The organism is Kribbella sp. CWNU-51, from assembly GCF_054073265.1.
In genome coordinates this window covers 944,071-965,957 of record NZ_JBSXMZ010000007.1, presented here as the reverse complement: position 1 = coordinate 965,957, position 21,887 = coordinate 944,071, and the positions used below count along the sequence as shown (strand labels likewise).

22 protein-coding genes and 1 pseudogene are annotated in these 21,887 nt (G+C 68.2%); 11 read left to right on the top strand and 12 right to left on the bottom strand.

Annotated elements, in window-relative coordinates; translation table 11 throughout:
* The first annotated feature begins 333 nt into the window (after positions 1-333).
* Genes ACXC9Q_RS13185 through ACXC9Q_RS13175 form a run of 3 tightly spaced genes read left to right on the top strand, consistent with a single transcriptional unit; the run spans position 334 to position 2,125 of the window.
* Positions 334-969 carry a hypothetical protein gene (locus ACXC9Q_RS13185; protein ID WP_457056754.1) on the top strand — a complete coding sequence of 212 codons (636 nt, stop codon included), beginning with the start codon at positions 334-336 and terminating at the stop codon, positions 967-969.
* Entirely contained in the window at positions 966-1,568 is a 603-nt protein-coding gene (locus ACXC9Q_RS13180) for a hypothetical protein (RefSeq protein ID WP_457056753.1), read from the top strand. The genes ACXC9Q_RS13185 and ACXC9Q_RS13180 overlap by 4 nt, the downstream gene beginning before the upstream one ends.
* Positions 1,565-2,125, top strand: coding sequence for a hypothetical protein (locus tag ACXC9Q_RS13175; RefSeq protein ID WP_457056752.1), 561 nt, complete (start codon positions 1,565-1,567; stop codon positions 2,123-2,125). The genes ACXC9Q_RS13180 and ACXC9Q_RS13175 overlap by 4 nt, the downstream gene beginning before the upstream one ends.
* A 19-nt stretch (positions 2,126-2,144) precedes the next feature.
* Here the strand turns inward: ACXC9Q_RS13175 and ACXC9Q_RS13170 are convergent, their stop codons facing one another.
* The 6 genes from ACXC9Q_RS13170 to dnaA all read right to left on the bottom strand — a co-directional run bounded on the left by ACXC9Q_RS13170 (position 2,145) and on the right by dnaA (position 9,400).
* The gene (locus ACXC9Q_RS13170) at positions 2,145-3,497 is read right to left on the bottom strand and encodes a hypothetical protein (protein WP_457056751.1); all 1,353 of its coding nucleotides are present in this window, start codon (positions 3,495-3,497) and stop codon (positions 2,145-2,147) included.
* A 66-nt stretch (positions 3,498-3,563) separates the two neighbouring features.
* On the bottom strand, positions 3,564-4,136 hold the full coding sequence (locus tag ACXC9Q_RS13165) for a DUF721 domain-containing protein (protein ID WP_328524861.1): 573 nt from the start codon (positions 4,134-4,136) through the stop codon (positions 3,564-3,566).
* Positions 4,129-5,268 carry a DNA replication/repair protein RecF gene (gene recF, locus ACXC9Q_RS13160; RefSeq protein WP_457056750.1) on the bottom strand — a complete coding sequence of 380 codons (1,140 nt, stop codon included), beginning with the start codon at positions 5,266-5,268 and terminating at the stop codon, positions 4,129-4,131. Before recF ends, ACXC9Q_RS13165 begins: the two co-directional genes overlap by 8 nt.
* Position 5,269: 1 nt before the next feature.
* Positions 5,270-6,187: a phosphogluconate dehydrogenase (NAD(+)-dependent, decarboxylating) gene (gnd, locus tag ACXC9Q_RS13155; RefSeq protein WP_328524859.1), complete on the bottom strand. Its 918-nt coding sequence runs from the start codon at positions 6,185-6,187 to the stop codon at positions 5,270-5,272.
* A 26-nt stretch (positions 6,188-6,213) separates the two neighbouring features.
* Positions 6,214-7,359, bottom strand: coding sequence for a DNA polymerase III subunit beta (gene dnaN, locus ACXC9Q_RS13150; protein ID WP_457056749.1), 1,146 nt, complete (start codon positions 7,357-7,359; stop codon positions 6,214-6,216).
* Between the two features lie 496 nt (positions 7,360-7,855).
* Positions 7,856-9,400, bottom strand: a complete 1,545-nt coding sequence (dnaA, locus tag ACXC9Q_RS13145; RefSeq protein WP_457056775.1) for a chromosomal replication initiator protein DnaA — start codon at positions 9,398-9,400, stop codon at positions 7,856-7,858.
* 1,556 nt (positions 9,401-10,956) lie between these two features.
* Here dnaA and rpmH point away from each other — a divergent pair.
* From rpmH to ACXC9Q_RS13105, 8 genes and pseudogenes are all read left to right on the top strand, one after another.
* Positions 10,957-11,094: a 50S ribosomal protein L34 gene (rpmH, locus tag ACXC9Q_RS13140; protein WP_130386492.1), complete on the top strand. Its 138-nt coding sequence runs from the start codon at positions 10,957-10,959 to the stop codon at positions 11,092-11,094.
* A 26-nt stretch (positions 11,095-11,120) separates the two neighbouring features.
* Complete coding sequence (gene rnpA / locus ACXC9Q_RS13135) at positions 11,121-11,477, top strand: ribonuclease P protein component (RefSeq protein ID WP_457056748.1); 357 nt, start codon at positions 11,121-11,123, stop codon at positions 11,475-11,477.
* Positions 11,474-11,788, top strand: a complete 315-nt coding sequence (gene yidD, locus ACXC9Q_RS13130; protein WP_457056747.1) for a membrane protein insertion efficiency factor YidD — start codon at positions 11,474-11,476, stop codon at positions 11,786-11,788. Before rnpA ends, yidD begins: the two co-directional genes overlap by 4 nt.
* Before the next feature lie 66 nt (positions 11,789-11,854).
* A pseudogene (gene yidC / locus ACXC9Q_RS13125) lies at positions 11,855-12,775 on the top strand (membrane protein insertase YidC); the annotation flags it as partial.
* 316 nt (positions 12,776-13,091) lie between these two features.
* A complete protein-coding gene (locus ACXC9Q_RS13120) occupies positions 13,092-13,619 on the top strand; it encodes a Jag family protein (protein ID WP_457056746.1) in 528 nt (175 codons plus the stop codon).
* Positions 13,620-13,629: 10 nt separating this feature from the next.
* Positions 13,630-14,304 (top strand): 16S rRNA (guanine(527)-N(7))-methyltransferase RsmG, encoded by a 675-nt coding sequence (rsmG, locus tag ACXC9Q_RS13115; RefSeq protein WP_457056745.1) that lies wholly within the window; start codon positions 13,630-13,632, stop codon positions 14,302-14,304.
* 920 nt (positions 14,305-15,224) lie between these two features.
* Positions 15,225-16,160, top strand: a complete 936-nt coding sequence (locus ACXC9Q_RS13110) for an AAA family ATPase (protein WP_457056744.1) — start codon at positions 15,225-15,227, stop codon at positions 16,158-16,160.
* A gap of 112 nt (positions 16,161-16,272) precedes the next feature.
* Entirely contained in the window at positions 16,273-17,241 is a 969-nt protein-coding gene (locus tag ACXC9Q_RS13105; RefSeq protein ID WP_457056743.1) for a ParB/RepB/Spo0J family partition protein, read from the top strand.
* Between the two features lie 64 nt (positions 17,242-17,305).
* Here the strand turns inward: ACXC9Q_RS13105 and ACXC9Q_RS13100 are convergent, their stop codons facing one another.
* From ACXC9Q_RS13100 to ACXC9Q_RS13075, 6 genes are all read right to left on the bottom strand, one after another.
* Complete coding sequence (locus tag ACXC9Q_RS13100) at positions 17,306-17,797, bottom strand: hypothetical protein (protein WP_457056742.1); 492 nt, start codon at positions 17,795-17,797, stop codon at positions 17,306-17,308.
* Positions 17,773-18,108: a hypothetical protein gene (locus ACXC9Q_RS13095; RefSeq protein WP_457056741.1), complete on the bottom strand. Its 336-nt coding sequence runs from the start codon at positions 18,106-18,108 to the stop codon at positions 17,773-17,775. Before ACXC9Q_RS13095 ends, ACXC9Q_RS13100 begins: the two co-directional genes overlap by 25 nt.
* Positions 18,109-18,149: 41 nt before the next feature.
* Complete coding sequence (locus ACXC9Q_RS13090) at positions 18,150-18,503, bottom strand: DUF3817 domain-containing protein (RefSeq protein WP_457056740.1); 354 nt, start codon at positions 18,501-18,503, stop codon at positions 18,150-18,152.
* The gene (locus ACXC9Q_RS13085; RefSeq protein ID WP_457056739.1) at positions 18,500-19,357 is read right to left on the bottom strand and encodes an SURF1 family protein; all 858 of its coding nucleotides are present in this window, start codon (positions 19,355-19,357) and stop codon (positions 18,500-18,502) included. Before ACXC9Q_RS13085 ends, ACXC9Q_RS13090 begins: the two co-directional genes overlap by 4 nt.
* 7 nt (positions 19,358-19,364) lie before the next feature.
* Positions 19,365-20,312 carry a D-alanine--D-alanine ligase family protein gene (locus ACXC9Q_RS13080; protein ID WP_457056738.1) on the bottom strand — a complete coding sequence of 316 codons (948 nt, stop codon included), beginning with the start codon at positions 20,310-20,312 and terminating at the stop codon, positions 19,365-19,367.
* Positions 20,313-20,446: 134 nt separating this feature from the next.
* Positions 20,447-21,757 (bottom strand): aminotransferase-like domain-containing protein, encoded by a 1,311-nt coding sequence (locus ACXC9Q_RS13075; protein WP_457056737.1) that lies wholly within the window; start codon positions 21,755-21,757, stop codon positions 20,447-20,449.
* Between the last annotated feature and the right edge of the window lie 130 nt (positions 21,758-21,887).

The window sequence follows — 21,887 nt, the reverse complement described above, 5'->3', positions numbered from 1 at the left end:
CCCCGCGTTCGCGAGGCATCGTGCACAGTGGAAGCCGCCCCCTACAGTAGTGACAGAGGCGCGGCTTGCTCTACACCGTCCATCTTACCTGTCGACCGAAGCAGAACCGGCCATCAGCCGCCTGAAACTGTGGACAGGGCGTCTTTTCTCCCTCCTCGCCATGTCCCCACTCACGCATGGGGGGCCTGAAAGCGCTCACGGCCGCTCAGTGGCCTCCGGGGTCTTCACCACTGACGGTCTGGAGACCGAGACGACGCCGACCGGTCCAGACCGCTCACGACCAGGTGGACGAGGGGGCCCGCCGCGCACCCACGGGCCTTTAGGATCGCTGCCGTGGAAAGTCTCGACGACGTCATCGACGCCATGATCGCCGACCGGGTGATTCACCGGCACCGGCGCAAATGGCTGATTGCGATCGCGATCGTCGTCATCCTCGCGGTGGTCGTCTTCTTCACCGGCGGCTGGAAGGAGAAGCAGGGCCGGAAGGTCCCGACCCTGACCGCGCCCGTGACGCTGACCTCCGGCCGGTACGAATACAACTTCACCAAGGCGGAGATCGTCCGGACGCCGAAGACGAAGTACGACGAGGCGAAGGCGGAGCTGAAGGTCTACTTCGACGTGAAGAACGTCGACACCGAAGAGTTCACGAGCCATAACGTGGACGGCGACCTGCTCCGGCTGATCCCCGGCCCCGGCAAGGACCTGGTGCACTCCAACGGCGCCGACTGCCGTGGCATCCTCGGCTGGGAGCTGGTCTACGGTCTGCCGCCGGAGAGTTGTTTCACCCAGTTCGACATCCCCGCCGACTTCAGCGCGGACGTGATCGAAGTCGGAGTCCTCGGCGAGCGCTATGAGTCGGACCCCTCCGTGCTCGGTGCGAATGACACGCCGTACTGGCACAACGAGACCGCGGACGCCGTTGTCCAGCTCAAGCCGACGGTCGTCGTCGACGACGGGGAGGACAAGTGAAGCTCTATCGCCCGGCCACCGTGCTGGTGGGCGTCCTCTTCGTCCTGCTCGGCGGACTCACCCGGCTGGCCGTCCCGGACCAGGTCTACAACGACGAGGACAACCTGATCATCGAGCACGGCACTGTCGGCTCGAAGCTCGAGTACGGCGACTCGACCATCGAGGTGACCCGGATGAAGTTCGCCAAGTCGTACCTGCCGAGCAACGCCGACGACGAGGACAAGCCGATTGAGACCAACGGCGTGTACGTCGCGCTGGAGTGGGACACGGTGCGCGGTACGCAGAATCCGGCCACTCTGAACGTGACCCTGCAGGCCGATGGCGGCACGGTCTACACGCCAGTGGGGGAAACGACCGGAAACGGCATCGACTTCGCCGCCGCCGGGTTCGGGCAGACGGGCGCCGTCGTGTTCGAGGTGAACCCGGTCGATCTGAAGGGACTCACGCTGAAGCTCCGGCCGAGCCAGTTCTACAACGTGCTGGCGCACGCGATCGACGTCGACCTCGGCGTCCCGAGCGAAACCGTCGCCCAGCAGCTCGTCGACGGCGCCGCGGAGCAGTACGTGATCCCGAACTCGGTTGAGCGGGTGGCCCAATGAGAATCGCCACCCGTGCGGGCCGGGTGACCGCGCAGATCTCGCTGCTGCTGGCTCTGGTGTCCACCAGTGGGTACATGGTGACGCGGACCTATCTGGACGACCCGGAGCAGGTCTACAAGGACGGTGCGATCACCGATGTCGTCAAGGCCGGCGGACCGGTGACCATCGATCACGTCGAGTGGAAGCTGGACTCGCTGCAGGCGTACACGCGACTGGTCGACGACGAAGGCGAGGAGATCGACTCGATGGGGCCGGCCGGTTCGGTGATCCTCGTCGCGACCGTGACACTGACGCCGCTCGACGGTCTCTACATGAAGGACAAGGGCTTCCACTGCCAGGCGGACCTGCGCGACGATCGCGGCAACGTCTGGGAGGGGCAGCAACCCTACGGCTATCCGCTGCCGACGTACTGCGGTGATACCGACCACCCGTGGACGCGCAACAAACCCGGCAAGGTCGCCCAGGTGTACGTCGTTCCCGCGTCCGCCGTACCGCACCTGACCGGTATCCAGGTCGAGTTCAACGACGAGAACCGTCGCTTCCTCATCACTCCCTGACCAGGCCCCGCGGCCGGCTCTACACCGTGGCGACCTCGGCCTCGGGCTTGGCCTTTGCCTCGGTGTCGGCCTTGGCCTTGGCAGCCGCGTCGGCCTCGGTCTTACGCTCGATGCCGACCGAGATGCAGAGGTCGAACGCCGCCGCCAGCAACGCGATCCGCAGTGTCTGGAACAAGACGTCCCCGATCAGCCGGGCGATCTCGGCGTTCATCAGGCCCCAGCGCTCACCGTGGTCCCCGATCAGCCGGCTCAGTCCGTAGAACAGCCAGTCGTCACCGAGCAGCCAGAACGTGTAGACCATGCAGACCACGCCGAGGAACACCGGGCCGACCCGGACCAGCAGCCGAAAAGCGTTCAGCGTCGGGTAGAACTTCTCCCGGAAGCCGCCGAGGAGGAGGTTCGGGGCCTTGTTGGTGAGCGCGACGATCCGGTTCTGCTTCGGCGCCTCGGCCTCGAGCTGATCTCCGAACCGGCGCTCCACCCGGGTGCCCCGGAAGACGCCGCCGCTGGACAGCACGCGGTGGCCGAAGACGACGGTGGTGATGGCCAGCCAGGTCAGCGGTTCGGCGACACCGAGCTTGAACAACGGCCAGAGGTTCTCCCAGAAGAAGCCCCAGAGGAACTCGAGACCGGCGGGGACCGGGATGTGGATGCCGGCGAAGAAGTCCTTCAGCCCGTCCCACCAGCCCAGCGACCAGTACCAGAAGGTGCGGACCTCGAACCAGTCCTTGCCGTCCTGGATCGCGAACGGCGTCACGACGACGGTGATCAGCAGGAAGAACGACTCCGCCCAGACCTGGGCGAACTTCACCGGCCGGCTCGGCCAGCGGTCGTCGACCGCTTCGAACACCCGGCGCAGCACCAGCAGGATCACGATCGCCGGCAGGTACTTGTGCCACCGGCCGTCGGACAGCTGGAAGAACTCCGAACCGGGCTGCAGTCCGCGCTGGACCAGGTTGCTGACGTTGAGCTCCGAAACCTGAGTTTCCAGGAAGCCCCAGGCCGACCACACCGCGACCAGCGGAAGCAGTGTGACGGCCAGCAACTCCAGCAGACCCTGCTGGGTCGGGTCGGACGTCTCCTCGGCCTGGTTGCCGGCCGCGTCCCGCCAGCGGTAGAGCGACGTCGCACAGGTCCGGATCATGCCGACGTACGCCGCGATCTGCATCAGCACACCGGCTGAGAAGAGCCCGACGCCGATGCTGCCGTGGGAGTGCTCGGACAGCCAGATCGCACCCTCGGTGGACGCCTTGAAGCCGATATAGCCGGCCAGGAACCAGGTCGCCAACGGCAGGAGGTTCCGCCACCAGAGCCGGAAGGTGTCTCCGATCAGGTGGACCATCTCGCGAAAACCATCGACGATCGTGCGCATCGCGCCCGATCCTAGGGGACCGTCGGGGTCGCCTGACCGGTTGGTCTCACAGTTGGGGCTGGTCGCTCAGCCGTACGTGTCACGGGGGCCTCGGCCGCCTCGGATGGTGCGGGGGCCTTTGCGCCAACTGGGGGTGTGGGGACCTTGGACGTTGACGCGGGTGACTGTGCCGTCGCCGAGTTCGGCGTTCAGGCGGCGGACCAGGTCGGGGGCGAGCAGCTTGAGCTGGGTGGCCCAGGCGGTGGACGACGTACGCACGGTGAGTTCGGTGTCCTGGTAGGACTCGGGCGTGCAGTGTTCGGCCATCTCGGGGCCGACGATCGACGGCCAGCGAGCCATCACGCCGTGGACGGCGACGTCGACTTCCCAGCCCTGGTCGCGCATCAGCCGGCCAAGGGTGTTGGTCAGTTTCTGCGGGTCCCGGTCGTCGGGGCGGGCGCTACTGATCTGGGCGCCGTCGACACGCGGTCGCCGGCGCGTCCGCTTGACCGGCTTGATCCCGCCGTTGGCAGCCTTCAGCCGCCCGGCGAGCGATTTCGCCAGCTCCAGTCCCTGTTTGTCGTGCTCGGTTTCGCCCGGCGGTTCCGGAGCGGGCTCGCTCTCGAAGCCGCTCTCAGAGGAATTCCGGGGTTCAGGCACGGCGAACGAACCCGTCACCGACGTCGAACCGGGCGCCGCTGAGCTCAGCGGGCACATCCGCGCCGACTGCCGCGGTCACCAGCACCTGCTCGGCGGGCGCGACCAGCTCGGCCAGCCGGTCCCGTCGCTGCGAGTCGAGCTCGGCGAACACGTCGTCCAGGATCAGCACCGGCTCACCCCCGTCCGCTCTCAGCAGTTCGTACGACGCCAGCCGCAGCGCGAGCGCGAACGACCACGACTCACCGTGACTCGCATACCCCTTCGCAGGCAAGTCCCCGAGCCCGAGTACGACGTCGTCGCGGTGCGGGCCGACCAGCGACACACCCCGGTCGAGCTCGTCCGGCCGCTTCTGGCGCACCGCCGCCAGCAGCACCTCGCTCAACTGCTCCCGCGACGTCACGCCGGGCTCGAGCACGACCGAGGACTTGTACTCCAGCCGCGCATCACCCTTGCCTCGGGCAACAGCGTCGTACGCGCTGGAAACCAGCGGGCGCAGGGATTCCAGCAACTCGAGCCGCGTCGCGAGCAGATCCGAGCCGGCCCGGGCCAGGTGCGAGTCCCACACCTCCAGCGTGCGCAACTGTCCCTCGGCGGCGCTCGACCGGTTCTGCCGGCGCGCCATCGACGCGCTCCGCAGCAGCGAGTTCCGCTGCTTCAGCACCCGGTCGTAGTCCTGCCGTACGCCGGCCATCCGCGGCGACCGCAGGGTCAGCAACTCGTCCAGGAACCGGCGCCGCTCGGACGGATCGCCCTTCACGAGCGCCAGATCCTCCGGCGCGAACAGCACCGTGCGGAGCAATCCGAGCACGTCCCGCGGCCGCGGGACCGGCGAACGGTTCACCCGGGCCCGATTTGCCCTCCCAGGATTGATTTCCAGCTCGACGACCACGTCGCGGTCGTACTGGCTGTGGATCTCGGTCCGCACGATCGCGCGGGTGGCGCCGGCCCGCACCAGCGGTGCGTCGTTCGCCACCCGGTGCGAGCCGAGTGTCGCGGTGTAGTGGATCGCCTCGACCAGGTTGGTCTTGCCGTGGCCGTTCGGCCCGACGAAGGACGTCACGCCCGGAGTGAGCTGGACCTCCGCCTGCTGATAGGACCGGAAGTCGAGCAGACCCAGGGCGGTGACATACACCTCAGTGCTTGATCGGGGGTGTCGCGTACGACGGGTCCTCGGCACCCTTCACCGCGTGGCCGCCGAACTGGTTGCGCATCGCGGCGATCGCCTTCATCGCCGGCGAGTCCTCCTGCCGGGACGCGAACCGCGCGAACAGCGCCGCCGCGATGGCCGGCACCGGTACGGCGTTGTCGATCGCGGCCTCGACGGTCCACCGGCCCTCGCCGGAGTCGTCGGCGTACCCGCGGATCTTGTCCAGGTGGGTGTCGTCCTTGAGCGCGATCACCATCAGGTCGAGCAGCCAGGACCGGATCACGGTGCCCTCGCGCCACGAGTCGAACGCGGCCGGCACGTTGTCCACGATCTCCGCGGCCTCGAGCAGCTCGAAGCCCTCGGCGTACGCCTGCATGATGCCGTACTCGATGCCGTTGTGGACCATCTTGGTGAAGTGCCCGGCGCCGACCTTGCCGGCGTGCACGAAACCGAACTCGCCCTCGGGCTTGAGGGCCTCGAAGATCGGCATCACGGCCGCCACGGCGTCATTGTCGCCGCCGCACATCAGGGCGTAGCCGTTCTCCAGGCCCCAGACGCCGCCGGACACACCGCAGTCGACGAAGCGGATGCCCTTCTCGGCGAGCTGCGCGGCCCGGCGGGTGTCGTCGGTCCAGCGGCTGTTGCCGCCGTCGATCACGATGTCGCCGGGGGAGAGCAGGCCGGCCAGCTCGGTGACCACCGGATCGATGGCCTTGACCGGGACCATGATCCAGACCACCTTGGGCTGGTCGGGGGCGGTGAGCTTGCCGACCATGTCGGCGAGGTCGGTGGCGTCGGAGATGTCCGGGTTGTGATCGAACCCGACCACGGTGTGGCCGGCGTTGCGGATCCGCTGGCGCATGTTGCCGCCCATCTTGCCGAGACCGACAAGGCCGAGCTCCATCGTGAATCCCCTTGTTCTGTTGGCGTTCAGCTGTTCAGGCGGACCGGCATCAGCACGTACCGGAACTCGGTGATCGGTTCGCCCTCGAAGTCCCGCACGCCGGTCAGTTCGGCCGGCTTCGTCGCCTGCGTGAAGGCCAGGTGCGCGACCGGCGTACCGATCGCGTTCAGCCCGTCGAGCAGGTACGTCGGATTGAAGCCTACGGTCACCGGATCGCCGGCGACCCGCGCCTCGATCGACTCCGAGGCCTGCGCCTCGTCACCGCTGCCGGCGTCGAGCGTCACGCTGTCCTCGGCGAAGGTCAGCCGGACCGGCGCGTTGCGCTCCGCGACCAGGGCGACCCGCTTGACGGCCTCGACCAGGGTCGCGGTGTCGATCCGCACCCGGGTCGCGATCGCGGCGTCGGTCGGGATGATGCCACGGACCTTCGGAAACTCGCCGTCCAGCAGCCGGGTGGTGGCGCGCCGGTTGCCGCCGGACACCTCGCCCTCGAAGCCGACGATGCCGTCTCCGGTACCGGGCGCGGCGAGCGAGACGATCACGTCCGATCCGGTCATCGCCTTCGCGGTCTCGGACAGCACCCGGGCCGGCACCAGCGCGGCCGCGGACGCGTCGGGGGATTGGGGGTTCCACTCGAGCTCGCGGATGGCGAGCCGATAGCGGTCGGTGGCGAGCAGCGAGATCATGGATCCCTCGATCTCGACCCGGACGCCGGTCAGCACCGGCAGGGTGTCCTCGCGACCAGCCGCGGTCACCACCTGGCCGACCGCCTGGGCGAAGACGTCCGCCTTGACCGTGCCGCTCGCGGCCGGAAGCTCCGGCAGCGCCGGATATTCCTCGGTGGGAAGTGTCTGGAGCGTGAACCGCGAACTGCCGCAGGTCACTTGGGCCTTGGCGCCGTCCACCGCGATGTCCACGGGCTGGTTCGGCAGGCTCTTGGAGATGTCGGCCATCAGCCGGCCGGAGATCAGGCACTTGCCGGAGTCGGCCACCTGAGCAGGCACGGTGACCCGGACCGAGGTCTCGTAGTCGAAGCCGGACAGGGTGATCTGCCCGTCCTCGGCCTCGACCAGAAGGCCGGCAAGGATCGGGACGCTGGGACGACTGGGCAAGCTACGCGCGGCCCAGGCCACCGACTCGGCCAGTACGTCGCGCTCGACGCGAAACTTCACCGCTGGGTGCCTCCTGATTCGGCTGTGTGCCAGGCAGATCCTGCCACGGACAAGTGTGCTCTGCGCCAATCGGGCGTGACGTGGCGCTTCGGGCGGGTCGCGTCGGCGTCGTTCAGGTGCTGTTGAGGACAGCCTGACAGGTCGTTCAACCCGGCGCGAGACCGGGGTTTTCCCCAGGAAGCGCGGCTCGATCGTTTTGTGGACTGGGAACTCTCTACAGATTCCATAGGGTTCTTAGCACCGGTGGATACTGTGGAAAAGCGCCGACTTCGCAGGTCAGGTACCGAATCGCCCTGTGCACGGCATGTGGACGAATCTCGGTCGTGCTGAGGACGGCTGGGTACGACGGATTCTGTCCCCACAGCGAATCCACAACACAGACCGACGTGTCCACTGCGATACCCACAGTTATCCACAGGTGTATCCCCACCCTGTGTGGTTCCGGTGACCGCGTTGTAGCGCTCGGCGTCCGTGGCTTCGACGCGGTCACCGTTGCTCATTGCTGCTTGGCCTGGTGCTTGATCCGGTTGGTCAGTTCGGTGACCTGATTGAAGACGCTGCGCCGCTCGGACATCAGCTGCCGGATCTTTCGTTCGGCGTGCATCACGGTCGTGTGGTCGCGGCCGCCGAACTGCTGGCCGATCTTCGGCAGCGACAGATCGGTGAGCTCGCGGCACAGGTACATCGCGATCTGCCGCGCCGTCACCAGCACCCGGCTCCGGCTGGATCCGCAGAGGTCGTCGATCGACAGACCGAAGTACGAGGCGGTCTGGCCCATGATCATGCTGGCGGTCACTTCGGGCTTGCTGCCTTCGGGAATCAGGTCCTTCAGCACGATCTCGGCCAGACTCAGATCGACCGGCTGCCGGTTCAGGCTGGCGAACGCGGTGACGCGGATCAGTGCGCCCTCGAGCTCACGGATGTTCGTCTGCACCTTCGACGCGATGAACTCCAGCACCTCCGGCGGCGCCGTCAGCCGCTCGGTGGCCGCCTTCTTCCGCAGGATCGCGATCCGGGTCTCCAGGTCGGGCGGCTGGATGTCGGTGATCAGTCCCCACTCGAACCGGTTCCGCAGCCGATCCTCCAGCGCCTCCAGGCGTTTCGGCGCCCGGTCGGAGCTGATCACGATCTGCTTGTTCGCGTTGTGGAGGGTGTTGAAGGTGTGGAAGAACTCCTCCTGGGTCTGGATCTTGCCCTCGAGGAACTGGATGTCGTCGATCAGCAGGACGTCGACATCGCGGTACCGGCGCTGGAACTGGGACGCCTTGTCGTCGCGGATCGCGTTGATGAAGTCGTTGGTGAACTCTTCGCTGGACACGTACCGGACCCGCGCGCCGGTGTAGAGACTGCGGACGTAGTGGCCGATCGCGTGCAGCAGGTGGGTCTTGCCCAGACCGGAGTCGCCGTAGATCAGCTGCGGGTTGTACGCCTTGCCCGGTGCCTCGGCGACGGCGACCGCGGCCGCATGCGCGAACCGGTTCGAGCTGCCGATGACGAAGGTCTCGAAGGTGTACTTCGGATTCAGCCGGGCTTCACCCTGTGCCTCGGTGGCCGGCTGGATCGGAGCTGAGCCGTTCGGCAGCGGCGCGACCGAGCCGAACGGCTGCTGGGACTGCTGAGCCGGCTGGTCGTAGTGCTGGCGGGCGGGCTGTTCGTAGCGCTGCTCCTGCCGCGGCTGACCGAACTGCCCTCCCGGGGCCGGGTCAGTCAGCGCGGACTGGATCGTTGGCTGGAACGCGCCGTCGGTCCGCAGCGGTTCGCGTACGGCGGGCTGCGGCGGTGACTGTGGTTCGCGCAGCTCCGGGTCGAGCGACGGGTCGACGGTCACCGCGATCCGGATGTCACGACCGAAGCTCTCGGTCAGGATCCGCTCGAGGTCGGGTCGCAGCCGGGTCTCGAGCTGGCCGCGGGTGAAGTCGTCCGGCACGGCCACGATCGCCGTACTCTCGTGCAGCGTCACCGGCCGCGAGTTCGTCAACCAGGCCCGCTGGTTCGGCGGGAGGCCCGCGAGCACCCGGGCCCAGGCTTCGCCGAGGTCCATCACAGGTGCCGCGGCTTCCGGCTGTGGCTCGACGGGTCGAGGCTCAACGCGGCGGGGCTCAACGGCCCGCGGTTCGACAGGTCGTTGCTCGACCGGCTGGGTCTCGATGGGCCGGGTCTCGATGGGCCAGGTCTCGATTCGGCGGGGCTCCGCCGGTGGTTGCCCGGCCGCCCGTGTCTCTGGCATCCGAGGCTCAGTTCCGCTGCCGTCACCGTCCGCACGTGCATCACCCTCGTTCCGCGCCGGCCCTGCTGTGTCACCGCTGCCGGTACCCCCAGCGGCGTTCCGCTCACCACTCCAGGCATTGCTGTTCGAGTCGGGGTAGCCCAGGTTGCCGACCGCGGGTGCGCTACCGAAGTACGCCGTACCTGCGGAGGGCTCGGTCACCGGGCCGGTCGGAAGATCTGTCGCTGCGCGCTCCAGGTCGGAGCGGTAGCGGTAGCCGTCGTACTGCGGACGAGCCGTCGGCCGGTAGCCGGACTGCGGCGGCTCGGGCATCGGGATCGGGAATGAGGGGCTGAGGTGGTCGCCGGGATCCATCCGCGGCGCGGGCTCGACGGCCGGGGCGACCTCGGGCCGGAACTCCGGCGGGACGACCTCACTCCGGAAATCGGTCGGTAGGGGCTCGGCGCGGAACTCGGCGGGGAGAGGCTCGGCGCGGAACTCGGCGGGGAGAGGCTCGGCGCGGAAGTTCCCGGGGGTGGATTCGGCGCGGAAGTCCGCGGGATGCGGCTCGGACCGGAATTCGGTCGGGGTCACCTCGGTGCGGAAGTCCGCGGCCGGTTCGGGTCGGAGGTCCTGGCCCCCGTCGCCCTGGTACTGCGACCCGATGTGGTCGGGCCTGATGTAGTGCGCCGGTGTGTATTCCGCCGGTGTCTCTTCCGCACTGGCGGAATGGTCCTCGACCACGCGTTGCTCCCCGATTCATCGCTGCGGTGGCCGGCGCGTTCCGGGTGGACCCGGGCGGCGCGACCATTCGACCCGACACCGTGCGGCCGGTGAGTCGTCGTGCTGTTCGGCTCAGCGCGGTTGCTGGTTTCCGCAGTCCGATCGCCGCACTGTCCACACGGTTGTCCACAACTGTGAACGACGCGTGGAGCAGGTTGGTTACCGATCGCGGGGTGTGGGACATCTGGTGTGAGGGGCTGACGCTAACAAGTCCGCCCAGGCTGCTTCAAGCCGTCATCCACAGGCTATGAAGCACAAATTGGGGGCAACCTCCGGCGTGTCGGGTAGACGCCGGAGCGTAGTCGTGGTCGGTGATCGCTGACGGTGGCGAATCGGATCGGACAGTGACGATCCTGGGACGACCACTCGACCAACCACCCACCCACTATTCTGTCCACAGGTCTGTGGACAACTCTGGGGATGGCTGGTTTGACCTGTCCACAGGCGGCCACGTACCGTGGATCAGTCGGTGTTGAGCCGGCCGTTTCGTGCTGCGCTCCCTGCTGGACCACCTGGTTCTTGAGTGGTGTGCAGGACTTGCACCAGCGGCAGATCTATCCATGGATTTGTCGACAATTTTGTGATCTCGAGTAACCGGAGTCATTCCAGTGAGCAAGCGGACGTTCCAGCCGAACAACCGGCGCCGGCACAAGAAGCACGGCTTTCGTCTTCGGATGCGCACCCGTGCGGGTCGCGCCATCATCGCCGCCCGCCGTGGCAAGGGCCGCCAGCGCCTCGCGGCCTGAGCGACCTTCTCGACGGTGACCACCTCGTGTTGCCCGCGTCGAACCGGCTCCGCCGGTCTGACGACTTCCGCCGCGCCGTTCGTTCTGGACGGCGCGCGGGCCGGCGCGCGGTGGTGCTCCATCTTCTGGTGCGGGACGGCCGGGCGGACGACGCCACGGCCGAGCCCGCTCGCGTTGGATTCGTGGTGAACAAGGCGGTGGGCAATGCGGTTCTGCGGAACCGGGTCCACCGCCGCCTGCGTGCTGTCCTGGCCACCCGGCTCCCCGAGCTGCCGGTCGGCAGCCTCACCGTCGTCCGCGCACTCCCGTCGTCCGGCGCCGCGTCGTACGACGAGCTGGCGGCGGATGTCGACGGTGCGCTGAAGCGGTTGCTGACACCATGATGCGGTTCAATCCCGTGAAGAGCGGGATCATCGGTTTCCTGAAGTTGTACCGGCTGATCATCAGCCCGATGTACGGGCAGGTGTGCAGGTTCTACCCGAGTTGTTCGGCGTACGCCTTGGAGGCGGTCGAGCGCCACGGTGCGGTGCGCGGTAGCTGGCTGGCGGCGAAGAGACTCGCCCGCTGCCACCCGTGGAACCCCGGCGGCTACGACCCCGTTCCACCCACAGATGTCGACCAGCGCGGAGACTCGATCTCCGCCAACCAGCCCGGATCGTCAGCCGACGGCGGGCCTGTGCAGCGAGGTGCATGAGTGACTCTTCTGGCCATCCCCGGGCTCGCGGTGTGGGACGGGATCGTAGACCTGTTCAACACCATCATGACGCCGCTGTACTGGGCTGTGTCGGCCCTGCTCGTCGGCTGGCACTGGCTGTGGAGCCAGGTGCTCGATCCGAACGGCGGCTGGGCCTGGGCGCTGTCCATCGCCGGCCTCACCGTGGTGATCCGGACCCTGCTGATCCCGCTGTTCGTCCGGCAGATCCGCTCCAGCCGGAACATGCAGCTGCTGCAGCCGCAGATGAAGGAGCTGCAGAAGAAGTACGGCCATGACCGGGAGAAGCTCGGTCAGGAAATGATGAAGCTGTACAAGGAGACGGGCACCAACCCGTTCTCCTCGTGCCTGCCGCTGCTGCTGCAGTCGCCGATCTTCCTGGCCCTGTTCCGGGTGCTCGACTATGCGGCCAACGGCAAGGCGCACAGCGCGATCATGCAGCCGTTGGTCTTCTCGCTGCAGCACGCGAAGATCTTCGGCGCGGAGATCTCGCAGAGCTTCCTGAAGGCGAGCGGCCCGGGCGCGAACAACGTCAAGGCCGTCGCGATCGTGCTGATCATCTTGATGACGGCGACGATGTTCACCACGCAGCTTCAGCTGATGCGCAAGAACATGCCGAAGGAGGCCCTCACCGGCCAGGCCGCGCAGATGCAGAAGATCATGCTGTACGTCTTCCCGATCTTCTTCCTGATCGGTGGCTTCAACTTCCCGATCGGTGTGCTCATCTACTGGTTCGTGTCGAACGTGTGGACGATGGGCCAGCAGTTCTACGTGATCCGCCGCAACCCGGCTCCGGGCACCCCGGCGTACGACGCGATGGAGGCCCGCAAGCGCGAGCACAACCTGCGCGCCGGCCGCCCGGCCGACGCGGGCCTGGCGGGCGCCGAGGGTACGACGGACACCGCCGTCCAGGATCGTCGTCCGGCGCAGCGGCAGCAGCCGAAGCGGCAGTCCCGCAGCGACCGCAGGGGTGGCCCCGTGACCACCGGTGGAGCCGCGGCGACGCCGTCGGACGCGGACACCGCCCCGAGCAATGGACAGACGTCCTCGAACGCTCAGCAGGGTGCGACCAAGAAGACTCAGGCCGGTGCCGCCAAGAAGCAGCCGGCTGCCAAGAAGGGTGCGGCTACGAAGCGCCAGCCCGCGGCCAAGTCGGCCGCGCAGAAGAAGGCGGCGCAGAAGAAGTCCGGCGGCTCGCGCTGATCGGCGTGCGCCGGTTCGTCTCCCTGCTTGTGAACGACCTGGGTCCCCGTGGGGCGGATCTCGACATTGTGAAGGAGTGGCCGTGACCGACGGCATGCAGAACAGCGAGGCGGCGGAGCAGTCCGCCGGTACCACCAGCACCGCCGCCGACCGGCTGAAGGCGCTGGAGGCGGAGAGCGACATCGCCGCCGACTACCTCGAGGAGTTGCTGGACATCGCCGACCTCGACGGCGACATCGACATGGACATCGACGGCGATCGGGCCGCAGTGTCGATCGTCGGCGCGGAGCTGAACAACCTCGTCGGTGAGAACGGCAAGGTCCTGGAGGCGCTGCAGGAGCTGACCCGGCTGGCGGTGTACCGGGAGACCGGCGAGCGGTCCCGGCTGATGCTGGACGTGTCGAACTACCGGGCGAACCGGAAGGCCGAACTGGAAGAGGTCGGGCGCAAGGCGGTCGAGGAGGTCAAGGCGACCGGGACCCCGGTGCGCCTGGACCCGATGACGCCGTTCGAGCGCAAGGTGGTCCACGACGTCGTCGCGGCCGCCGGCCTGACCAGCGAGTCGGAGGGCGAGGAGCCCCGCCGGCGCGTCGTCGTTCAGCCGTCGTGATCGTGGGCTCGTGACCGAGCACGTTTCACGTGAAACGCCGCCGCCGCTCGTGGAGGAACTGTATCCACGGGCGGCGGTTCGGCTTGCGGCCTATGCCGACCTCCTCGCCACCCAGGGCACGGTCCGTGGGCTGATCGGCCCGCGTGAGGTTCCGAAGCTGTGGGACCGGCACCTGCTGAACTGTGCCGTCCTCGAGCGCCTGATCCCGGAAGAGTCGTCGGTCGCCGATGTCGGCACCGGCGCGGGTCTGCCCGGGATCGTCCTCGCGCTGGTTCGTCCCGACCTCGAGGTTGCGCTCGTCGAGCCCTTGCTCCGGCGCACCACCTTCCTCCAGGAGACGGTCGACGTACTCGCGCTCGACAACGCGACCGTGGTCCGGGCCCGGGCCGAAGAACTTCCCCCGGCGTCGTACGACGTGGTGACTTCGCGAGCCGTGGCTCCCTTGGGCAAACTGGCCCGGTGGTGTCTGCCACTGTGTGTCGAAGGGGGGCTGATGCTCGCGATGAAGGGATCGTCGGCGGAGGAGGAACTGGACTCCTCCGAACGGGAGCTCGCGGCGCTCGGGGCCGAGCTGTGGCACATTCACCAACTCGGCGTCGATGAACTGGCCCAGCCGACGACTGTCGTGAGTATTGTGGCCGGACGTGCTGCAGGGGGATCCCGGCACGGAAGACGCGGGAGGTGAGCGGGTTGGTGAGTCGTGCCCTCGGATGGCCCGAGAAGAGCACCGGTGAACCGAGAACATCCCAGGCCATCGGCTGGCCCTCCGATCCGGATTCCGCCGTCCGCCTGATCACTCCAGATCCGCCCGCCGCCACCCGCCCCGCCCCCGCACCGCCAGTCCCCACCTCCCCCACCCCGGCAGCTACCTCGGCCGCCGGCGCTCCGACGTCAGCCGTCCCGGCTCCTGCGGCTCCCGCGCCGGCCGGCTCGGCTCCCACGTCGGCAACTGCCGATCCGATGCCGGCCGCCTCGGCTGCCGCGTCGGCCACACCGGCTGCCGCGTCCGCCGCACCGGCCGCCACGCCCGCCGCACCGGTTCCGACTTCAGCGGCCCCAGCTGCTTCGGCGGCCACACCGGCTGCTGCGTCGGCCACATCGGTCGGCACGCCCGCCGCCCCGGTTCCGACATCGGCGGTCCCGGCTGCCGCGCCGGCCTCGGACCGCACGTCTGTTGCCTCGGTCCCCGCGCCGGTCGCTTCGGCTCCGATGGTTGGGGCCGTGCGGGCCACAATCGATCTGCCTGCGCCAGTCTCCGAGTCGCTTGCGATGAGCGGGTCGGTCGAGGACCGCAGGGCGATCGACAGCTCGGCACTGCGGGCAGTCGCCGCAGCCGGCCTCGACGTTGCTCCGGCAGCTGACCCCGTTTCACGTGAAACGGGGGAGTTGGGAGATGATGGTCCCGGACGGGAAACGGCGTCACTGGTGGACGCCGACCAGGACTTCGCGGAGTCTCCACGGCCTGTGGATGACGACCGCACGAAACTGCCCTCGCACACGGGAATTCGTCCACAGAGGCCTGTGGACGAAGCTGGGGGCAGACCTGCCCCGACCCCTACTGACATCCTCTTCGGGCCAAGTCCCGCACCTATCGGAATGGGCGCTATGACTGCCGCACAGATCGCCGCGCGGGCCACGTCGGACGAGCTTCAGCGACGACTTCTCGAGACTCCGATCGCCGCCGCCACCGAACGGACCCTGCTGGTGAATGAAGGACGCACGATGGGCCGCGAGTTCCCGCTGCCCGCTGAAACCCGAGTCTTCGTCGTCGCCAACCAGAAGGGCGGCGTCGGCAAGACAACCACCACCGTGAACGTCGCCGCCGGCCTCGCGCTGTACGGCGCCCGGATCCTGGTGATCGACCTCGACCCCCAGGGCAACGCCTCGACCGCCCTCGGGATCGACCACTCGGAGGGAACCCCGGGTGTCTACGAGGCGATCATCGAGAACGAGCCGTTGAGCAAGCTGCTCCAGCCGTGCGCCGAGCACCCGGGCATCATGGTGATCCCGGCGACGATCGACCTGGCCGGTGCCGAGATCGAGCTCGTCAGCATCGTGGCCCGGGAGAGCCGGCTGAAGCGGGTCCTCGACACGCACCTGGCCGAGACCGAGGCCGCGGGGGAGAAGTACGACTACGTCTTCATCGACTGCCCGCCGTCACTCGGCCTCCTGACCGTGAACGCACTGACCGCCGCCCGCGAGGTCCTGGTCCCGATCCAGAGCGAGTACTACGCGCTCGAAGGTCTGTCCCAGCTCCTCCGGCACATCGACATGGTGAAGTCGCACCTGAACCCCGGGCTCGACGTCTCCACCATCCTGCTCACCATGTACGACGCCCGCACCAAGCTGGCCGGTGAAGTCGCCGCCGAGGTCCGTGGCCATTTCCAGGACGCCGTACTGCGGACCGCGGTACCGCGGTCGGTGCGGATCTCGGAGGCGCCGAGCCACGGCCAGACCGTGCTCGCCTACGACCCGGCGTCCGCCGGAGCCCTCTCGTACCTCGAGGCGTCCCGCGAGATCGCGATGCGGAACAACTCCTGATTCGCTTGATCGCTGTGGCACCGTTTCACGTGAAACGAGCGCCCGCGGCGGACGGTGGCAGGTGCGGCAGGTCAGCAGTAGCTCAGCAGGATGTCGAACTCGAGGGAGCGCGATGAACACCCGACTCGGACGCGGACTAGGTGCGCTGATCCCCAGCAACCCGGCTCCCGGCACCAGTACGACGCTCGGCAGCAAGTCCCACTCGATCCCGGGAGCGCCGCCGATCGCGACACCGTCGACTCCCGAGTTGGCCGCCGTACCGGGGGCTGAGTTCGCGGAGATCGACGTCGACAAGATCACTCCGAACCCGAAGCAGCCGCGCAGCGTCTTCGACGAGGACGCGATGGAGGAGCTGGTCCACTCGGTCAAGGAGATCGGGCTGCTGCAGCCGATCGTCGTCCGGCGGCTCGAGAAGGACAAGTACGAACTGGTGATGGGCGAGCGTCGCTGGCGGGCGACGCAGCAGGCCGGCCTCACCACGATCCCCGCGATCGTCCGTGACACCCAGGACGACGTGATGCTCAGGGACGCGTTGCTGGAGAACCTGCACCGCAGTCAGCTGAACCCGCTCGAAGAGGCCGCGGCGTACCAGCAGATGCTCGACGACTTCGGCTGCACCCAGGAGGTGCTCGCCACCCGCATCGGTCGGTCTCGTCCGCAGATCTCCAACACATTGCGGCTGCTGAAGCTCCCGGCGTCGGTCCAGCGCCGCGTGGCGGCCGGCGTGCTGTCCGCCGGTCACGCCCGCGCCCTGCTCGGCCTTCCGAGCGGCGACGCGATCGAGCGACTGGCCCAGCGGATCGTTGCCGAGGGCCTCTCGGTGCGCACGGTCGAAGAGATCGTTGCCCTGGGCGACATGAACGGCGATGACCCGACGCCGGCGCAGCGCCGCCGCAACAAGCCGGTCGCCCCACGCCTCGTCGACCTGGCCGATCGTCTCTCCGACCGCTTCGAAACCCGCGTCAAGGTCGACCTCGGCAAGACCAAGGGGAAGATCACCGTCGAGTTCGCCTCCCTCGATGACCTCGAACGCATCGTCACGCTGATGGACCCCAACAAGCAGGACAGCCACGGCGCTTAGGATCGCGCTGACAGAGGAATCCCAGGGGTCGCGCCCCAGGACCAGGCGGGATTTGTCGACAAAGTTACTTGGTGACTCGCGGCGATGTTTCATGTGAAACATTGCGCGTGGCTTTGATGAGGTAGGTGGCGGGGAGCTGGGCCGCGGCGAGGCCGAGGCCGGGGTACATGTCGGGGGCGGGGGACTCGCGGAAAGCGGCGAGGTGGAGCCCGGCCGACATGAGGCTGGTGATGATGTCGTTCGGCGGCCAGATGAACGCGGTGAAGCCAGGGGCGGTCGGGTTGTCGCGAGCGCCGGTGGGGAGCTTGGCGTTGTCGATGGTGGCGCGGGGTGTGGAGCGGCCGAAGTAGTCGGCAGTGACGTCCAGCTGGCTCCGGCCGCGGACGGCGAGGACTTCCCAGATCGGGTGATGGTCCGCGAGCAGGACCGACCCGCCAGGAGCCAGCCGGTCGGCGACGAGGTGCGCGAAGACGGCCAGGTCAAGGACCCAGCAGATGGCGCCCCAGCTCAAGTAGATGAGATCGAAGCCGGTCAGCTCGGCTGGGAGGTCGAACATGTCCGCTTGGCGGAAGTCGACCGCGAGACCGGTGGCAGCGGCCTTGTCGCGGCCATCGAGACCGCGACCTCGGAGATGTCGACGCCGGTGACCTTGGCGCCCAGCAAGGCCCAGGACAGGGCTTGATCGCCGCAGGAGCAGGCGAGCTGGAGCACCTGCCGGCCGGCAACATCTCCGGCCGCGGCGATCTCGTCGGCCTCGAGAGCGGAGCCTCCGGAGGAGAAGAACGCCGCGGGCTCGCCGGGGCGGGCGTGGTGGATCTGGTTCCAGCTGGCGCGGTTCGACTGCGTGATGTCGTGGAGGCTGGGCACGGACCTGAAGCTAGGTCAGAAGGGCCGAGCCTCCAAGGGGATTACCGGCCGACCAGTTCGTGCGTGGTCTTCCGCTCCGCGTAGAACGAGAGGAACGGGATGGTGCCGGCCAGGGCCGTCATCACGAGGCGGGGGAACGACCAGCGGACCCGGCGATACAGGTCGAACGTGCCGACCAGGTAGACCATGAACAGGAACCCATGGAGCGGACCGATCACGTCCATCGCGCCCTGCTTGTCGGCGAAGTACTTCAGCGGCATCGCGACGAACACAAGCAGCAGCAGCATCACACCGACGACGTACGCGATCACGCGGTACCGGATGAGGGCACCCCGGACGGCCGGGGTCAGCGGCTGCGGGCTGGCGGAAGTGGCGGGATCGGCTGAGGAAGTCACGCTGAAACGGTACCGCTTGGCTCCACAGGCTCCCCGGCCTGGTCGTCCCCGGACTCCGACGCAGTGGAATCGGGATCCGGCTCGTCAGGGGTCCGACGCGCGTCCAGCACCATCCGCCACCACATCCACAACGTGAAGGCCGCGAAAACCCACCACTGGAAGGCATACGCGATGTTCCGCAGTCCGGCGTGGTCCGTCGGCGGCGCAGGTGGTTGTACGACGGCCGGCGCCGGTGAAGGTACGACGCCTGAGTCGACCGACGACTGGATCACGAACGCGTCGTACACCCGATAGTCGACAAGGTGCACGATCGTGGGGATCCGGAGCGATGACAGCACGCGTCCCTTGGCAGCGTCGTCCGAAGAGTCCTCCGCCTCGGAGGCCGTCACAGTGCCCGTGAGCGAAACAGGACCGGACGGCGGAGCGGCGGCCGGATCGGACACGGCCGGCACCCAGCCGCGGACCACCATCACCGCACCGGCAGCCGAGCCGGAGCCGGAGGAGGAGCCGGCGGACGAGACCATCAGCGGAGTCACCACCCAGAAGCCGTCTGCCGAGCCCTGGCGGCGATCGGTGATGAAGAGCTGGTCGGCGGCCGGCGCCCATGTCCCGTTCACCGTGACGCGGCGGCCGACAGCCTTCGACGGCAGACCGTCATCGAGCGAGAACAGCGACTGCATCGCAACCGGCGCGGCATCAGCCCGCTTGGCCGTCGCGGCGTCGGTCTTCGACCGGTACACGTCCAGCTGCCAGACGCCCATTGCCGACATCACCGCGGCGATCGCCAACGCGAGCAGGAGCAGCCCGGACCACCGCGGCGTCAGGATCGTCCGCCACAGCGGTCGCTCAGCCATCAAGACCTCAACGTGCCGCGGCGGCAGCCAGCAGGTCGCGGCACAGCACGCCCAGCTCGATCCCCGCGGCCTCGGCGGCGAGCGGCACCAGCGAGGTCTCCGTCATCCCCGGCGCCACGTTCACCTCGAGGAACCACGGCACACCGGCGGCATCGACCACCAGGTCGGACCGGGACAGATCCCGCAGCCCGAGCGCCTGATGGGCCGCGACAGCCGCGGACGCACACGCGTCCGCCACCGAGGCATCCAACCGAGCCGGTACGACGAACTGCGTCGCGCCGGCCGTGTACCGCGCCTCGTAGTCGTAGAACCCGGAGTCCGGCCGGATCTCCACCGCCGGCAGGGCCTTCGGCCCATCCCCGGTGTCGACCACGGTCACGGCCACCTCGGTCCCGTCGATGTACTGCTCGATCAACGCCACCGGTCCGTACGCGTAGCAGTTCACCATCGCCGACGGCAGCTCCTCGGCCGACCGCACGATCGTCACCCCGAGCGCCGAACCGCCGCGGGCCGGCTTCACCACCAGCGGCAGGTCGATCTGCTTGACGATCGCCTCCATCAGCGAGGCGGCACCGAGCTCGCGGAACGTTTCATGCCCGAGCACCACCGAGGCCGGCGTGTTCAGTCCGGCCGTCCCGACCATCGTGGAGGCCACTGGCTTGTCGAAGGCCGTCCGGCACGCGGCCGCGTCGGCTCCGACGTACGGAACGCCGTACAGGTCGAGGACCTGGCGGAGCGCGCCGTCCTCGCCGGTGACGCCGTGCAGGACCGGGAAGACCGCGTCCGGCGGATCTTCGCGGAGTCGTTCGACCAGATTGGCGTCGACGTCACGCTGCTCGACCTCGACACCCACACTGCGCAGGGCGTCGGCAACCCGCCGGCCGGACCGGAGCGAGACATCCCGCTCGTGTGACAGTCCGCCTGCCAGTACCAGCACTCGACCCAGATCACTCATCACAAATATCCCGATCACTCGTGGGCGACTCCGGCACGGTCGCCGGTCCCGAGGCCCACTGGAACGGTACCGCGACCGTCTCAGGTACCCGCCGGGCGCCCGCAGATCCATTGCGCAACCTTTGCGCAGGACCCCTAGCTAAGCTCCGGCCCAGGGGCGTCGTAGTCCCGCCCCGGACCCGGTGTCAGCGGGCCGAACGTCTCCCGCAGTTCGAGCTCCTCGTGGATCACCGCGGCCAGCCGGCCGACCCCTTCGGTGATCCGCGCGGGCGTCGGATGACAGTACGACAACCGCATGCACTGGGAGCCGAAACCGTCGGCGAAGAAGGCGGTCCCGGGCACGTACGCGACCCGGGCGGTGACCGCCCGCGGCAGCATCGCCTTCGCGTCCAGGCCGTCCGGCAGGGTGAGCCAGACATAGAACCCGCCGCCCGGCCTGGTCCAGGTCGTTGCCGCAGGCATCTTTTCGGTCAGGGCGGCCAGCATCGCGTCGCGGCGCTCCCGGTACATCTCCCGGAACTGCTTCACCTGCCCGAGCCAGTCGTGCCGGGTCAGGTACGACGAGATCGCCAGCTGGCTGAACACCGGCGGGCACAGGGTCGCCGATTCCTGTGCCAGCACAAGCTTTTCGCGGACGGCGTGCGGCGCAACCGCCCAGCCGACCCGGAAGCCCGGCGCGAACGTCTTCGAGAACGAGCCGAGGTAGATGACACCCTCGCGGTCGTCGGCCCGCAACGCACGCTGCGGCTCACCGTCGAAGCCGAGCAGGCCGTACGGGTTGTCCTCCAGCACCAGCAGATCCGCACGCTGACAGATCTCCAGCACTCGCCGCCGGCGCTCCTCGGACAGCGAGACCCCGGCCGGGTTGTGGAAGTTCGGGATCGTGTAGAAGAACTTGATCCGCTTGCCGGCCGCCCGCACCGCGGTGATCGCCTGCTCCAGCGCCTCGGGCACGACACCGTCGTCGTCCATCGCCACATGGACGACCTCGCACTGGTACGCGCGGAACACCCCAAGGGCACCGACGTACGACGGAGCCTCGCAGATCACCACGTCGCCCGGATCGCAGAACACCCGTGTCACCAGATCGACCGCCTGCTGGCTGCCGACCGTGATCACCACATCGTCCGGATGGGCGTCGATCCCCTCGAGCCGCATCACGTCGCAGATCTGGTCGCGGAGGCCCGGATCACCCTGACCAGAGCCGTACTGCATCGCGGTGGCGCCGTTGTCGATCGCCAGGTCCCGGACTGCGCTGCCGACCACGTCCAGCGGCAGGCCGCCGATGTTCGGCATGCCGCCCGCGAGGGAGACCACCTCAGGCCGGCTGGCGACGGAGAAGAGCGCCCTGATCTCCGATGCGGTCATGCCCTTGGTCCGTGCCGCGTACCGGTCGACGTAGTTGTCGAGGCGGGTCTGCCGGACATCGGGCACGTCAGTACTCACGGGGGCCACTCCAACGGTGAATCGAGGGGGAAGTCACCAGGTTACGTCGACCGACCCGAGTTGGGTCCGGGCTGTGGATCGGCGGGACGTCTCACTACCATGCCTTATAGGGGCAGGTTCGACCATGCCG

Excerpts from the sequence above, each read along its gene's own strand:
- ACXC9Q_RS13110 (WP_457056744.1), top strand. The coding sequence starts at position 15,225 with ATGACTGCCGCACAGATCGCCGCGCGGGCCACGTCGGACGAGCTTCAG.
- ACXC9Q_RS13085 (WP_457056739.1), bottom strand. The coding sequence starts at position 19,357 with ATGGCTGAGCGACCGCTGTGGCGGACGATCCTGACGCCGCGGTGGTCC.
- ACXC9Q_RS13105 (WP_457056743.1), top strand. The coding sequence starts at position 16,273 with ATGAACACCCGACTCGGACGCGGACTAGGTGCGCTGATCCCCAGCAAC.
- dnaA (WP_457056775.1), bottom strand. The coding sequence starts at position 9,400 with ATGGACCTCGGCGAAGCCTGGGCCCGGGTGCTCGCGGGCCTCCCGCCG.
- gnd (WP_328524859.1), bottom strand. The coding sequence starts at position 6,187 with ATGGAGCTCGGCCTTGTCGGTCTCGGCAAGATGGGCGGCAACATGCGC.
- yidD (WP_457056747.1), top strand. The coding sequence starts at position 11,474 with ATGATGCGGTTCAATCCCGTGAAGAGCGGGATCATCGGTTTCCTGAAG.
- ACXC9Q_RS13100 (WP_457056742.1), bottom strand. The coding sequence starts at position 17,797 with ATGTTCGACCTCCCAGCCGAGCTGACCGGCTTCGATCTCATCTACTTG.
- ACXC9Q_RS13080 (WP_457056738.1), bottom strand. The coding sequence starts at position 20,312 with ATGAGTGATCTGGGTCGAGTGCTGGTACTGGCAGGCGGACTGTCACAC.
- ACXC9Q_RS13175 (WP_457056752.1), top strand. The coding sequence starts at position 1,565 with ATGAGAATCGCCACCCGTGCGGGCCGGGTGACCGCGCAGATCTCGCTG.
- ACXC9Q_RS13170 (WP_457056751.1), bottom strand. The coding sequence starts at position 3,497 with ATGCGCACGATCGTCGATGGTTTTCGCGAGATGGTCCACCTGATCGGA.